Raw genomic sequence first — 15021 nt, 5'->3', positions numbered from 1 at the left:
GACTATGGAGTGAATAGATATCATTATTGGTAAATATAGGAAAATTAGAGGAGACGGCGGGGCGGATGAAGGCGAAGACGGCATTTTTTTGCACCGACTGCGGCAATGAGTTTTCTAAATGGAATGGACAATGCCCCGCCTGCGGGGCCTGGAACACGCTGACGGAACAGCCGAAGGAAGTGGCGCGGCCGACAGCGGCGCGCGCCGGCACGCCGACACGTGTGCCGGCCGCGTACCCGCTGGGTGCGTTGTCACTCGTTGGGGAGGCGCGTTTTTCCACCGGGCTGGGGGAACTCGACCGTGTCCTCGGCGGTGGCGCCGTGGCGGGATCGTTGGTTCTGGTGGGCGGCGAGCCGGGCGTCGGAAAGTCGACGCTGCTGCTACAGATCTGTGACTGTCTGTCGCGCAGTTTCAAAGTACTCTATGTCTCGGGGGAGGAGTCGGCGAGCCAGATCAAGCTCCGGGCCGACCGTCTGGGCGTCTGTGACAACGGACGTCTTTTTGTGTTGGCCGAGACGGAGCTGGACGCGCTGCTCGGCGCGGTGGATGCGCTGGCGCCCGACATCTTGATCGTGGATTCCATTCAGACGATGCACACGGGAGATCTTTCCGCGGCGCCCGGCAATGTGGGCCAGGTCAAGACCTGCACGCTGGCCTTCATGGAACTGGCCAAAGGCCGGGGGATCACTGTGTTTGTGATTGGGCATCTCAATAAAGAAGGCGCCATTGCGGGCCCTCGGGTGCTGGAACACATGGTAGATTGCGTACTCTACTTTGAGGGGGAGCGTTCGCTGACCTATCGGGTGCTGCGGGCCGCCAAGAACCGTTTCGGATCCACAAACGAGATCGGTCTCTTCGAGATGGGCCGCGAGGGGCTGGAGGAGGTGCCGAACCCCTCCGAGTTCCTGCTGGCGGGACGGCCCCTCGGCGTCTCCGGCTCCTGTGTGGCCTGCGTGCTGGAAGGGACGCGTCCGGTGCTGGCCGAGGTGCAGGCGCTGGTGACACCCACCAGCTTCGGCGTACCCCGGCGCATGGTGAGCGGTATCGATTACAATCGAGCCATGCTACTGCTGGCTGTGCTGGAAAAGCGGGCCGGCCTCTTCACAGGCAACTGCGACGCCTACATCAATGTCGTCGGGGGTCTGAGCTGTGGGGAACCGGCCGCCGATCTTCCCACCCTGCTGGCCTGTGCCTCCAGCACGCGGGACAAGCCTGTACACGGCCGGCTCTGCGCCATCGGCGAAGTGGGGCTGGCCGGGGAGCTTCGCGCGGTATCCGGGCTGACCCAACGGTTGGCCGAAGTGGCCCGGCTGGGTTTTTCCACCTGTTTGATCCCCCGCCAAGGGACGCAAAAACTCCAGGCCCCAGAGGGCCTGGAGGTCATCCGCGCACGCCACATCCAAGAAGCCCTGCAGGCGGCGCTGTGAGCGGGGGTTTTATTGACTCAGACCGACAAATATCATATACTGAAATACGGAGTGATGTATATGTATGCTCTGACCTCGGTGCTGCAGCGGCTCAACCGCTGGTGGCGGTCCGGCGCTGTGGACCGGGATTTTATCTACAGCACCGTAAGAAGCGAGTTTCACACCGTCGCGAAACAACTGAAAAAACGGCGGATCCTAGCCGTGGTGGGTCCGCGGCGCGTTGGGAAGTCCACACTTCTCTTTCAAACGATTGACCATCTGCTCAAAGCGGGCACAAAACCCATCCACGTTCTGTTCTTCAGCGGCGATGAGCCGGCCCTCTTTACAGAGACCAACACGATAGGCGACATCTTGACCGCTTACGAAACGGACATCCTGCAACAAAATTTGGAGGATTTGGCGGAGACTATCTATGTCATTATAGACGAAATCCACTTCATCTCCAATTGGCAGCAGTGGCTCAAATCGTATTATGACAGGAAATATCGAGTCAAATTTATCGTCAGCGGTTCCTCGTCAACCCATCTGTTCCATGGCGCGCGGGAATCTCTGTTGGGGCGTATGGACACCGTGAACATATTACCGCTCTGCTTTGATCAGTTTGCCGCTTTTCGCGACGTCTATAGGGGAGACGGCGGAGTACTCGGTTTGCAGGCGCTGCTTCCCGAGTTTTCATTTTTTGACGATCCCCTTGCATATGCGCGGATTCTCATGGAGCGACAATCAGAGATTGAGGAATGCAGAATACCGGCCGGTCGCGTATTGAATGAATACCTACTCGTTGGCGGATATCCGGAATTTTTTGCGTCAGACAGCATCTTGCTTTGGCAAAAACAACTCACAGAGGACATCATCGCTCGCGGCTTATTTAGGGACATCGTTGGCATCTATACGGTCAAAAACCCGGAACTTCTTGAAAAACTTCTGTACTTTGTCGCCGCAAACAGCGGACAACCGCATGCCTATACAACGCTGGCGCAAACCCTGGGCGTCGACTTTCAAACGGTGTCCAACTACCTCAGTTATCTGAAAAGCGCGTTCATGGTCGGCATATTGGACAATTATTCCACCAACATTGGAAAAGTCATCCGCAAGAACAAGAAGCTATATATCACCGACTGCGGTCTGCGAAACGCGCTGCTGCGAGCGTCCATGCTGGAGGACGGCGCGACCGGCCACATCGCGGAGGGCTGTGCCGTGACTGCCGCGCTCGCCTGCGCGCAGGAAAACCTTTATGCCGTAAACTATTGGAGCGCCTCCGGCGGTCACAAAGAGGTTGACATCGTTCTCGACAAAAAAATCTCCGTCCTGCCTGTCGAGGTCAAGTTCCGCGGTAAGATATCGGACGAGGACCTATCCGGCATCCGGGCATTTCTCAAAAACTTCGGCGGCGGTGCCGGCGCGGTGATCACGAAGGACACGCTGGACATACGCGACAACATTGCGCTGGTCTCCCTCTGGATGGTGCGGTGAACTGCGCATCTGGCTACTTCATATGGGATTACAGTTGTCACTTCCGATTTCCCCTTTTGGGAGATATCGCCATATGTTGTGGAAAATCACAACATATGGCGATATCTGGTTGTCTGCGGCGCGTTATGACAACGCGGTGATTTTGGCGAGAGGTTTCATATCGGCGTCCCACAGGAAAAATTGATATGAAATCGCCTCGGACGGGCGGACCAGTGCGGCCTGCAGCGATGCGCTCTCACCGAGGGCCAGTACCGCTATGGAAGAAACCGCGCGGACCAGTCTGCCGACGCCGTCATAGGCTGCGGCCAACAGATAGACCGTGACGTCGGCGTGAGCACTGACGGTGAACGCCGGGTTGTAAAACGCGCTATCGCTGTCCGGGAGGAAGATCGGCTCAATGACTGCCCGGTCGTCAACGGAGATGTTGTTTGATACCACCGTCACGGTGCAGACCGCCGGTGCGCCGTACCCCGTGACGTACCCTCTCACCTCGAACACGCCTGCGTGATTGTATTGTTCCGGCGCAACCGATTCCCAGTGGTCAATCAAAAACACCTCCGTACCGCCGTCCGCGTAGGTGGCAATCGCTGTCTGCGGAAGAATCGGCGCAATCCACGCGTTGGTCTGCACAGCGGAGGCCGCCAGCGCCGTCACCATCCTGACGGCGCTGTACACATGCAGTTCGCAAACGGCTTTCACGGCAGTCCCCTCGACGTCGCCCCACACTTCGTAGACGCCAGGTACAAATCCGGACGCGACACCCCACATCACTTTCACATCCGTCGCAGTCCCGTCTGCCATGAACGCCGTCACAAATGCCGGCAGGGCTGGGATATCGCCTTCTTCGACATAGATCTTCACAGGGCGGATCTGAGAAATGGTGTTGGTTGCGCTCACAGTGACGGTGCACAGGGGCTGTAGGTTTGTGTCCTCGACCGTACCTGTCAGAACAAAACGGCCGGGCGCGGCATATTGTGACGGATCCACGCTGCTCCACCGCACACCCGTCAGTGCGGTCAGCCCGTCGGCGTACCCCGCTCTCACCTGCGCCGGCAAAGCCGGTTCCAACCCGGTCAGCGTCACAACCGACACATCTTGCAAGGCCACGATCTCTGGATAGCCGCCCTCGTACACACGGATCGGAACTGAAATTGTCTTGGGCCGGTAACCTTCTTTCGTGAGGTAGATCACACATTCGGCGGCGCCCGTCTCCCTTGCGGTTATCCGACTGCCCCGTATGTCAGCGATTTTGCCGGCCGGCGTGACCGCGCAGTACACCGAAACGTCGGCGGGTTCCGTCTTCACTCCGACATCGTAAACATTGCCCTTCGCCAGTCGGATCATATCCGGCGCCTCGGTGACCCGGATATCTGCAAGATCCTGCTCTGCGCGGGAGACAAATTTCGCATCCGCCCACGAGGCGTGGTCGTGTCCGTTGGACACGCCCTGGTCCACATACAACACCAGCTCTTTGGCGCCGGCGACATTGAGCCGGACATGGCTGGCCTCTGTTTCCTGGGTGACATTGGGGGCATACGCCACTCGTTCGCCGTCCAACCAGATTTCAAATGTCGCGAGGCCCAACGACGGGTTCCCGCTGCTGTCTGTCCCGCCTTCCCATTCCAAGCCGTACCACGCGTCGAAGATCTCATATTGCAGTCCGGTCAGATCGTATGTGAGGCGAGCGGTCGCGTGCACCGTGAGACCTGTATCAAAGGATTGTTTCTGTCCGTCCACCGTAAGCCGTATGGGGCCGCCGTTCAAATTCGTGTTTTTTGCGATACTGCCCCAGCCGGTTGTCGCCGATACCCAGGCGACGTCCGCAATCGGGATCTCTTCGCTTTGCGTGAAGCGGACAGTGAATTCCATCGGGCTGCCGTCGATGTCGTTTACGCATATTGTGGCGACGCCGTCCCAACTCTGCGCTTGGACAACCTCGGCGGCGATCGATTTGTGCGCTGTCACGGCCTCCACAACAGGCAGGTCTCCGCGTCCGGACAGATACGGGATGACATACTCCCTTTTGTCCAAACTGAAATCCGGCTGAAGCCTGCCGTCCACTTTGATGCCGGTGATCGTCTCGCTGAGGATCAGTGTCTGCGCCTCGTCCATCAGCATCTGCACGTCGTCCACAACGCGCTTTACCGGCTGAATCCGGAAGTTGAATGTGTAATCGCGGTTGGTTTTCACCATGTACTGTTCCAGCACGGTCGGGCCACAGCTCCCGTTGCCGACGCCCTCTTGGATCAAATCCAGCGTGACGTGCGTCTGCGGCGATTTTTTCAATTGATACGGATGCGCTTTGGTGTTGAGCTCGGACGCCGCGTAGTGCAGCGTACTAAATTCCATACCGTCCGCCGTCGAGATGAGCAGGCCGTCGCCGTCCTGGTCAGACAGGGCCGCCCAGCGGACGCCGGTGCGGTTGCCCGTGTTTTGAGGGCGCAGATACGGCACAAACATGTCATCCGGCGTCGTGTCGTAAACGCCGATTTTCGATCCGGTGTTTCGGTCGATGTGGTTCTCCTCCGGGCCTCTGCCGTAATAGGTCACACGGTCGAAGCCGGCCGGCATCTGAAATTTCATGCCAATACGCCCCAGATTCTCGCTGGACTTTGGCTGGAAATGGGCCGTGACAGCCACTGCGCCCGTTGGATAGATGACATAACGGATGTTGTTGACGGAATTGTTGAGCGACGCGTATGTCAGCGTGACGTCCACTGTGATTTTTTTGTCCGTGCTGTCTACGGTCACCGCGCTCACCGTCGCGGCCGGATCGTTGTATTTGCCGTTTATCGCGCTGTTGTCTATACGCGGCCTCCAGTAATTGGGAATGAGAGGATCCGCCAGCGTCTCTTTTCCGTTCACTCTGTACGAGGTGAGCGCGCCGCTCTGTGTGTTGAGAGACAGGCTGAACCCCGCTCCACTGACGGACAGCACGTTGACCGACTGCGCGACGGCATCCGCGTCGAAGGCACCGATGTCGGCCAGTACCCCGGATTCGTTTGGCACAAAGGGATTCTCAAATTGCTCAAACGCCGTCTCAAACTCGGCCTTTGCCCAGCGTTCGGCTTTTTTCAGCCGGATGGACACCATCAGTATATAATCCTTCCCGTCTACGACGGTCTCGGGCGCGACCCGGCCCAGCGTCACCAGTCTGGACGACGCAGGCGGCACATCCGCCTCATCGTCCGTCAAGACGCCTGCGCATATGACTTTATCATTTTCCAAAGTTTCCCAGCAAACTTCATATTCGTTTAGATTGCTAAATTCCAGCAAGTTGTCGATTTTTACCACGCCACTGTGCAAATCCGCCTTTGTAATTCGAAAGCCCTGATAGGCCTTCTTTACCTCGTAGTACCCCGGGTGCGGCGTCCTGTCGGCGGCCACGATGCCGTCGCCAGAGAAGTTCCCGTCGTTGGGGTTGTCTCCCCAGTCGCCGCCGTAGGCGGAATAGTAGAGGGCATCCCCGTCGGGCACCTTCGTCACCTCTTCCGCGATCTCGTCAAACCTCATCCAGAGGGCGACATCCGGATCGTCCGGCGTCCGGTTGGTGCGGTTCAACTCATCCTGTGTCAGCGCACGTCTGTAGATGTGCACATTGTCGATATAGCCGGAGAACACCCTGCCGGATCGTTCGGTATCCATGCCGATGGCCACAGGATAATCGGCGGCGCTGAATGCGCTGCCAAGCACACTCTGACTCACTGACAAGGCGCCGTCTATGTAGATGCTGATTTGTTTTACATCGGCATCGAAGGTGGCCGCTACGGTGTGCCAGTTTTCAAACCAGTCATCCGGCACGTCGGCTTCCACCGACAGCCATTTCGAACTCGATCCTCCCGTCTGATTCGCATCATAGATGAAAAACTCAATGACTTTTTTACTGTTTGTCCCAATGTACTTCATCGCGTACTGTGAATTGCCTTTTGTGATGATTGCCCCGTTCACATTGTTTCCTGTGACTGTCTTTGGAAACACAAGGGCCTCCAGCGTGAGGCTGCCCGTGATATTCAATCTCTCATCCGATTCCAAGACAGCCGTACCGTTCAGAGCGCTGCCATTGCCATCCGCTGCGCCGAACACCTCAAGAGACCCATTGTATACAAATTCATAACCTTTCAAGCCAAGATCCTTCACTTTACCTGCCACAAAGGCGTCGAAATCGACCCAGAATGCCACATCGGCCCCGTCCGGTCCTCGGTCAGCGTCCCTGAGCTCGTCGGGAGAGAGTGCCCTGTCATAGACATGCACGTCGTCTATCAAACCGACAAAGTTTCGGCCTGACCGCTCAGTGTTTGTCCCGATGGCATACTGCTGTGTGTTGACATTGCGGACCAAAAATTCAGGCGCTATGTTTGTCAGGCTGCCCGCCGCATTGCCGTCGATGTACACCGTCATAGACCGGCTTGAGGCGTCGAATACACCCGCCACATGGTGCCAATTGTCAAACCAGTTCGACGGCGCATTGGGCGCAACGGAAATCCAGGTGCTGCTTCCCGATTTGTAGCAGAATTCAATTTTACCGGAGCTCAAATATTGCAGCGTAATCTGCTCGTTTCCTTTGGCCGCGATGGTGACATACTGCTGACTCGTACGCTCAGGATACACCCGTGCTTCCAGAGTGATGCTACTCCTCCCGGCGTTGAGATTCGCATCGGCCGGCAGCAGCGCTGTCCCGCGTAGCGCGGCATTGCCTGTTCCCGGTTTGCTGGGTGTAAGATTGCCTGTGAACGTCTCCGTCTTGAGCTTACCGGGTCCGTCGTCCACCAGGGAGCGCACCACCGTGTCCTGTCCAGGTATTTTTGTATAGACCGTCTGATCCGCCCAGTCCCATATACAGCCGCCGATCAATTTGTCGCTGTATTCAAACATATCGACATACTCCTGCATATTACCGGTGCTGTTCCCCATAGAATGGGCATACTCATGCGCAAAATAGGGTTTGGGATTGTTGTCGGCGGCGATCGCGGGCAAACTCAAACGTCCGGAGAATTTGCCGTCGGCCGACGGATATGTGGAGGACCTGTCGTCAGAATACGCCGCCGAACCGTCTCCACTGCTATTGAAATAGTGAACGGGCCGCGTCGGATCCTGCGCCTTGACGGCGTCATACAGATCTTGAAACACGCTGCCCGCGCCAGCTTCGTTGCCCAGCGACCACATGATGACAGAGGGATGATTTTTGTCTCTCTGCACAAGACTCGTCACCCGATCGACGCAGTTGGCGCTCCACTGCGTTTTGTTGTTGCCCGGCACGGCACCCATCACACCGTGCGATTCTATGTTGGCCTCGTCCACCACATACATGCCATATTCGTCACACAGTTCATACCATCTGACATCGTCGGGGTAATGCGATGTGCGCACCGTGTTGATGTTGGCCTGTTTCATCAGCTCGATATCCTGGATCATCCGCTCTTCGGTCATGTACCTGCCCTCGATCGGATCCGTCTCGTGGCGGTTCACGCCCTTGAGGATCACATTTTTGCCGTTGACAAACAGCCCTGTCCAGTCGCGAAGTTCGACCTCACGAAAACCAATCCGTACGCTGGCAAATTCCACGCTCTTTCCCTGAGGATCCTTCAGCTCCAGCAGCAGCGTATATAGGTTTGGATGTTCAGCAGACCAAAGTTTGGGCGCGGCAATGACCGCGGCAGACGTCATATTGGACAGCGCGTGACCCCATCCGTCTTTGTCCGCGCCGAAAGACACGTCAAAGGACTCGCTGTAAATCGGCTTTCTTTCATCATCAAGCAGCCGGGCACTGACAACCCAGCCCAATCCCGCATCCGCGTTCAGCCCGCGCATGGTGAGGCGCAGGCCGAAATCCGCGTTATCGTAGTTCTCATCCAGATCCGTCATGACCACGTAATCGAAAATCTCCACATCGGACTTGGAATACAGATATACGTCGCGAAAGATGCCGCTCAGGCGGATCATGTCCTGATCTTCCAGCCAGCTGCCGTCCGACCAGCGGAAGACCTGAACAGATATGGAATTTTCACCCACCTCTAGAAACGGCGTGATGTCGAACTCCGCCGGGGTGTAACTGTCCTCGCTGTAGCCGACAGCGCGCCCGTTGATCCACAGATAAAACGCGGACTCCACGCCCTGAAACGACACAAAGATCTGTCGGCCGTCCGCGAGGAGTTCCGGTTTGACGACAAACGTCCTGCGGTAGGAGCCCACCGGGTTAAACGTCACGGGCGCGCCCGGCGCGCCGGGGCTTTCCACACCTGTCCAGGGGTAACGTGTGTTGCTGTAAATGATCTGATCATAGCCTTGGGTTTGCCAGTTGCCCGGCACCTTGATTGTGTCCCATCCGCTCACGTCATAGCCTTCCTCAAAAAAATGCGTGTTTCGGTTGGCCGGCTTGTCCGCCAACTCGAAACGCCAATCGCCGTTTAGCGTCTGGTAATAGTTCGAAGCTTCCTTCACGCCGTCGAGTGCCTTGGTCGCGGTGTCATACGGTACAAAAGCCGCGTGAGCACTCTGACGATTGATCTGAAAGGCAACTGGTTTCCCGTTCCACTCGTCGCCCGCGAAAATTACGTCGTCAGCAGCCAAACCAAAGGGCGCTCCGTGAAACACAACGCTGAAGATCACGACAACTGCCAGGGAAATTGCGGAGATGGAGCTTTTGATTTGCTTTTTGCGTTTACAGAACATGATGATCCGCCTTTCTTTCTCAATGATTGATTTCTTTTTGCCAACGACACCAAAACGCCTGAAATACCAATGGTTTAGAGGCAACGATACCCTTAAGACCGCGGCTTGATAACCTATACCTTTTCAAAGTGCGCTTTTCGGCCATTTGAGGAGATTTGAATTCGTATAAGTGCATAAAAACGCAAGAATGCGAGATTGACTTTAAGGGCAATGTGTGGTAAAATATGAACGCTATGATCTGCGATATAGCCTTCCATAAAAAGGCATACTTTTTCAATCCTTCAGAAGTTTCCCTCTTTTTACAACGAAATTTGACAATTTCATTTGCGTGTACAATCCTGGTCGATTTTTTCGTCAGATGTAACAAAGACACAGCGAATTCACGGCGCCGCGGACTGTGAGGCCCGGCAGTTCTTCCTCGGTTGACGCCGCCCGGGCGCAATCGGAATCATAGTGGGGACTATGGAATGAATAGGATGATAAAGGGTCGGGGATCAAAACCACATTGGGGGGTGAGCGTTTGCATAGACGAAGAAGACGGCGCGTCCGGTGGCCCTGGTTGGTGCTGCCGGCGGCCATAATACTCCTGCTTGTGCTGTTTTGGCGGTTGGCCGTACCCACCACGGGGCCCGCGCCCTCATTTCGGCCTGCGTTGCGCTATCGCCCCGTCATCGACGCGGGACACGGCGGTATGGACGGCGGGAGCATCATGGAGAGCGGCGTGCGCGAGGCGGATCTCAATCTGCAGGTCGCCGTCAAAACAAACCTTCTCATGCGTTTCATGGGCGTGCCCACCGTTATGCTGCGGCAAAAAGACATCTCTCTCAACAATGCGTCGGACACCGGGAGCATCCGGGAAATCAAACGGTCGGATCTCATCAACCGGGTGGGGCGTACGGAGGCGGTGCCGGACGCGCTGCTCTTTTCGATTCATCAGAATTACTTCACCGAATCGCAGTATTTTGGCCTGCAGGCCTTTTACGGAAAAGCGCACGGCAGCCGCGCGCTGGCCGAAATCATCCAGGAAGCCGCGACACAGCGCCTAGACACGGCCAACACCCGCCAGTCGGCACCCGTAAACGCGGATATCTATCTCATGGCCAACGTGCACTGCCCGGCCGTGTTGGTGGAGTGCGGCTTTCTCTCTCACCCGGGCGAGGCGGAGAAACTGCAGAGCGACAGCTATCAAATCAAACTGGCGGCCCTCCTCACATCCTCCTTCCTGCGCTGGGAGGCTGAAGACACGGCCGGCGGCGACTGAGTCGATGCGATTTCGGTCGACGCGCCTACAAAATTTGGAAAATATATTGACATAAGAATTTCAGCATGGTATATTATATGTAATAATATGGTATATTTTTATTCTGAATTCCAGAGAGTGCAACTGCGTTTCCTGCGAAAAACCAAATACTTCGACGGTATAAACAAAATATAATCTCGGGAAAAGTAGGAATTTATGCGAAAATTGGTTATAAGCGACGAGTCCGCATGTGTCGGTTGCAACAAATGTGTGCGCGTATGTCCAATGGAAGGCGCAAGCGTCACATACACGAACAACAATCAAATAAAAGTCAAGGTAAACGGGGAAAGATGTATCGCCTGCGGTGCGTGTATCCGCGCGTGCAAACATCGCGCGCGGGATTATACGGACGACACCGAGCGTTTTTTGCGTGATCTTAAAAACGGGGCGCCCATTTCAATGTTTGCCGCGCCGGCCATGCGCGTTGGCGGGCTTGACGGCGGCAGAGTACTTACATGGCTGCGGAAAATGGGCGTTAAAAAAATACATGACGTGTCTCTGGGGGCCGATATTTGCATATGGGCACACATACGGTTTATTCAAAAGGAGAATCCAAAGTCGCTCATTACACAGCCTTGCCCCGCCATTGTAAACTACATATTGTTATATGAGCATGACCTGATAAAATACTTGTCGCCGGTGCAAAGTCCCATGCTTTGCACCGCTGTTTACATGAAAAAATATCGTAACGTCACAGACGGGATAGCGGCACTTTCACCTTGCATAGCAAAATCACATGAATTTGAAGATACTGGTTATATAAACTACAACGTAACATTGAAGAAACTATATGAATATATAACAAGTCACAACATTCAATTGCCGCCAGAGTCGACGGATTTCGACCATGAAGAAGCGGCGTTGGGGCGTCTTTTTTCGATGCCAGGTGGACTGAAGGAAAATATTGAGTTTTATTTGGGCAAGCAGCTGCGTATAGACCAGGCGGAAGGTCCGAGGATTGTCTATGACGCACTTAAATTGTTCGCAAAACAGCGTGAGAGTGATCTTCCCGCTCTATTCGATGTTTTAAACTGCCTCGAAGGGTGCAATATCGGGACAGGCTGTTTCCATAATTTTAGCAGATTTGAAGTCGGCGTCGTTATGGATAAAAACCGCAGAAGTGTGTTGACCAGCTATGACAGAGAACAATACGACGCGCTTTATCGAAGGTTTGACAATATGTTTCGGCTCAACGACTTTTTGCGTCGCTACACACCCAAAAATACCGTGCAAAACAGCGTAACTGACGCTCAAATAGAAAAAGCGTTTGTTGCTCTGGGCAAGTTAACAGACGAGAAAAAAATATTCGACTGCGGGGCGTGCGGATCTGAATCTTGTTATGATATGGCGCGGAGAATCGCGCTCGGCTTTGATATACCAAGCAATTGTGTCCAAAATGAAAAAGATGTGATTGAATCGGATCACAAGAAGATTATAAATCTGTCAAATGTAAACCTCGATAATATAGATAAAATTTTGAATGATATTTCATGTATAAGCGGTTTGTCGGATGAAATTGTCAATTCTATCGGAAGCGTCAACGAGGCGATAAGTCAATTTGGTAAAATGTCAAAAGACATCACGTCTATTTCTCAGCAAGTCAATATTCTCTCATTGAATGCGTCTATCGAAGCGGCCAGAGCAGGCATACACGGAAAGCCTTTCGCGGTAGTAGCGCAGGAAGTGAAGATGCTTGCCAACAAATCCCAGAAAACTGTTTCTCAAACGGACAAAATTTCAAGTACGGCGGCTGAATCCATTGCGGCGATCAACACGAAAGTAACAAATATATCCGAGGCTATCGCGCAAGCGCATTCTGAAATATCTGATATTTACAACGCTACACAGGATACATTAAAGGATTTCAGCAATTAAAGTTCCGCAGGGGAGCAGTGCTCCCCTGCCGCCTCCAAAAAGTCTTGCGTTCGGCAAATGACAACGTGCCAGCAACACAAAACATCGCTGCCGGAACCGCTCCCCCTGACGGGGACGGTTCCGGCAGCGGTGCGTCTGTCCGTCCGAAGCGGACGGACGGTCACTCAAATAACATTCAACTGTTTCGCGTTCTGACAACCTTTACGCCGCTGAAGATACGACAGCCAAATCTGCCATTGAGGTTATGTCTGTGAGGACTTTATAGTTTGAATCCCATATAAAGAATCGATTGACAGCCCCGCTCGTGTATGGAATCGCTGCCTGCAACTCAGAAACTATATCGACGGTTAAATCCACAGATACCGCACTGAAAACGACGAGCCTGCTTTTTGTGTCATATGAAGCGACATAAAGAGCGACTGCTATCGGCTGATTTGCCGATAACAAAAACTTGGGATTGAAAGATTCGCTGTTTTCGTCCGGTATCAGATAAGGTTCAATGATGAGCCTGCTGTCAATCGAAATATCAATTGTAGGCACGGCAGCCTCGGTGAAGCGGGCTTCGAGAGATCTGTTTTGATCGACCGTAAAGACATATTCCGCGTCGCCGCCGATCTTGGCGTCGTTCTCATACCAGCCGTCAAAGGTATAGCCCTCATCCGGCGCCGCGGTCACCTTCACAGTGGTTTCCTCCGCGTATGTGCCGCCCCCTGTCGCCGTTCCGCCCGCCCCGGCGCTTACGGATATCGTGTACTGCGATGGCGCAGGTGGTACACTGAAGCGCAAAAGCAGCTGCACCTCGTACCATGCGTCTGAAAATTGTCTGATATCGTCAAACGTGACGGCGCCGGTGTATTCGTTCTCCGCGGAGGGGTACTGGGAAACCGTGACGCTGCCCCGTGCCTCGGACACATTGATGCCCACAAGTTCCCAGGCGCCGTCAAGATCAAGGCCTATGGAGGGTTTGAGGAGCAAGGCCGCGCTCTCGATGTCCTCATACAGCTCGCCGGGGATGCCTTGCCAAGGCATCCAGGAAAACCCGTTTATGATCGTCGGCTCGTCCATGCCGTAATGGCGCCCCGGCGCGGCGCCTGTTTTGTGATGCCACCAAATTTTACCATTCCCGAATTTCAGTTCGCTGTACATGTCAATGTTGGCGCGAACTGTCAGCACATAACTCGCAACGCTTTTCTGAAACAACGTGACCGTCTTTTGATCTGTCTGTTGCGCGTCAAAGCCATGCCGCCCCGGTATCATATAAATCTCTTTGAGGGCATCGTCCAGTTCGATCATAAAATAATAAACTGTGTATTCATAATCCGGCGGCAGTATGGCCGGATTCCCCGTATAAAAAGGCTCTTTCTCTTCATCTCTGTACCAATGGATTACATAACCGCCATCCACGGATTCTCCCGTCTCATCCAATACAACCACGGCGACTTCTTTCGGTTCCGCGGAACCCTCCCAAAAAATCACGTCAAATTCATAGACACCGGGTTCCAGACCAAGGCGGATACGGCCCGTATCACCACTCCCCTCTCCCGGATGTTCTTCGACGAATACTTCGCCGGGACTCTCAGAAGCATGGACGCCCTCCAATATCCACCCAGGCTGCAAGTGAATATCGAGCGCTTCCAAAGGGAACGGCCTGCTGAGCGTCCATTCGTCATTGTCAGCCCCTTCGAACGGATGCCATTCCAGCCCGCCGTCTACCCACGTACGCATGAAAGAACCGTCCCGTCTGTCCTCCGGCACGGGAAACCGCAATTCCCACCGGAGACCGTCCCGCCGAATCACGAGTTCGGCCTCTCCCACCTCTTTTTCGACTCTGAACCGCAAGACGCGGAGCTCCCTCTCCGGCTGTGTCACGTCTGTCTCTTCTTGCAGCACCTCGCTCACCGCCGAAGCGAACACCGCGCTGAAGACCATCGCCAGAACGACCAACATGACGATCAACTTTTTACCGATTCTCGTTGCCTTCATGACTGTCTCCCTCCTCACATCACTGTATATTGCCGTGCCAAAAATTCTATCACTATTTTTTGATTATATGTAAAAAAAGAATAATTGTCAAGTATTTTATAGCAAAGAAAATATGTTTTTTATCTATTTATTGGTTCGCCTTTGACGTCCATATGATAAAACCACTACATGTTGTGGATATCCACAACATGTAGTGGTTCGCAGTGTGCAGTGAATTTTCTCTTCCAAAATAGGGAAAGAATCGCGGGAAGAAGAAATCGGAATGAGTACGGAAGTACAATTGAGCAGGAACCG

The 15021-nt window shown here is 54.3% G+C and carries 6 protein-coding genes; 4 read left to right on the top strand and 2 right to left on the bottom strand.

Going from position 1 to position 15021, the window contains the following annotated elements; all coding sequences use genetic code 11:
• Positions 1–65: 65 nt before the first annotated feature.
• Together radA and LBK75_01285 are read left to right on the top strand one after the other, a co-directional pair.
• Entirely contained in the window at positions 66–1427 is a 1362-nt protein-coding gene (radA, locus tag LBK75_01290; GenBank protein MDR1156932.1) for a DNA repair protein RadA, read from the top strand.
• A gap of 60 nt (positions 1428–1487) precedes the next feature.
• Positions 1488–2900 (top strand): ATP-binding protein, encoded by a 1413-nt coding sequence (locus tag LBK75_01285; GenBank protein ID MDR1156931.1) that lies wholly within the window; start codon positions 1488–1490, stop codon positions 2898–2900.
• 123 nt (positions 2901–3023) lie between these two features.
• Here LBK75_01285 and LBK75_01280 read toward each other — a convergent pair whose 3' ends face one another.
• Positions 3024–9569: an NPCBM/NEW2 domain-containing protein gene (locus LBK75_01280; protein ID MDR1156930.1), complete on the bottom strand. Its 6546-nt coding sequence runs from the start codon at positions 9567–9569 to the stop codon at positions 3024–3026.
• Between the two features lie 520 nt (positions 9570–10089).
• Here LBK75_01280 and LBK75_01275 point away from each other — a divergent pair.
• A complete protein-coding gene (locus LBK75_01275; GenBank protein MDR1156929.1) occupies positions 10090–10830 on the top strand; it encodes an N-acetylmuramoyl-L-alanine amidase in 741 nt (246 codons plus the stop codon).
• 195 nt (positions 10831–11025) lie between these two features.
• Positions 11026–12744 carry a methyl-accepting chemotaxis protein gene (locus LBK75_01270; protein MDR1156928.1) on the top strand — a complete coding sequence of 573 codons (1719 nt, stop codon included), beginning with the start codon at positions 11026–11028 and terminating at the stop codon, positions 12742–12744.
• A gap of 201 nt (positions 12745–12945) precedes the next feature.
• Here LBK75_01270 and LBK75_01265 read toward each other — a convergent pair whose 3' ends face one another.
• Positions 12946–14727 (bottom strand): hypothetical protein, encoded by a 1782-nt coding sequence (locus LBK75_01265; protein MDR1156927.1) that lies wholly within the window; start codon positions 14725–14727, stop codon positions 12946–12948.
• Positions 14728–15021 lie beyond the last annotated feature (294 nt).

Source organism: Oscillospiraceae bacterium, from assembly GCA_031265355.1.
Classification (GTDB): Bacteria; Bacillota; Clostridia; order Oscillospirales; family UBA929; genus JAIRTA01.
The sequence above is the reverse complement of the archived record's forward strand: the minus strand, read 5'-3'. Positions and strand labels throughout refer to the sequence as shown.

Coding starts and splice junctions, on each gene's coding strand:
- radA (MDR1156932.1), top strand. CDS start 66: ATGAAGGCGAAGACGGCATTTTTTTGCACCGACTGCGGCAATGAGTTT.
- LBK75_01285 (MDR1156931.1), top strand. CDS start 1,488: ATGTATGCTCTGACCTCGGTGCTGCAGCGGCTCAACCGCTGGTGGCGG.
- LBK75_01280 (MDR1156930.1), bottom strand. CDS start 9,569: ATGTTCTGTAAACGCAAAAAGCAAATCAAAAGCTCCATCTCCGCAATT.
- LBK75_01270 (MDR1156928.1), top strand. CDS start 11,026: ATGCGAAAATTGGTTATAAGCGACGAGTCCGCATGTGTCGGTTGCAAC.
- LBK75_01265 (MDR1156927.1), bottom strand. CDS start 14,727: ATGAAGGCAACGAGAATCGGTAAAAAGTTGATCGTCATGTTGGTCGTT.